Below are 585 nucleotides of genomic sequence, written 5' to 3'. Positions count from 1 at the left end.
CACAGCTTGCTCATATCGGTGAAGTCGGACAGCCCGCGCACGCCGGGTTGATGCTCCTGGGGGAAGAAGATCTCCTGGCTGGGACCTTCGAGCGCCCGCCATTGAGAAATGCGTCGTTCCAGCGTGCTGTCACGGATCGGCGTAATCGAGCCGGGGATGATCGGCATAATGAGGCCACTCAGAATGGCCCCGAAACGCGATTTCGAAGGGTCTCAAGAATGCGGTTTTTTACCGGATTTTGCAACGGCGTTTTCGCCGTTTTCAGGCATGGGTTTGGGCTTGCGGAAGCTCTCGCCCTCAATGACGATGCGATAGGCGCCGTGGCGTAGCCGGTCGAGGGTGGCGGCGCCGAGGATGCGGTTGTCGGGGAATGCGTCTCCCCATTCGCTCAGATCGAGATTTGAAGTGAGAATCGTGGCTGCCCGCTCGTACCTGGCGGCGACGAGGTCATGGAAGTCTTCGGGTTCTGTTGCAGTAAGGCCCACGTTAAAATTGGGTAGCGAATTTTTGAGCTGTGCGATGAAGAAGACGAAGACACCGCGAACCACACTCGCGCCGGGCCTGGCCAAGGTCCTGAAGCGCCTT

General features: G+C 58.8%; 1 protein-coding gene. It reads right to left on the bottom strand.

Going from position 1 to position 585, the window contains the following annotated elements:
* Positions 1 to 212: 212 nt before the first annotated feature.
* A partial coding sequence (locus AB3X89_RS40140) for an ATP-binding protein (protein ID WP_368588045.1) occupies positions 213 to 585 on the bottom strand: 373 nt, incomplete at its 5' end.

The organism is Paraburkholderia sp. BR14320 (genome assembly GCF_040948665.1).
GTDB classification, from domain to species: Bacteria; Pseudomonadota; Gammaproteobacteria; order Burkholderiales; family Burkholderiaceae; genus Paraburkholderia; species Paraburkholderia youngii.
This window is presented reverse-complemented; position numbering and strand designations above follow the sequence as displayed.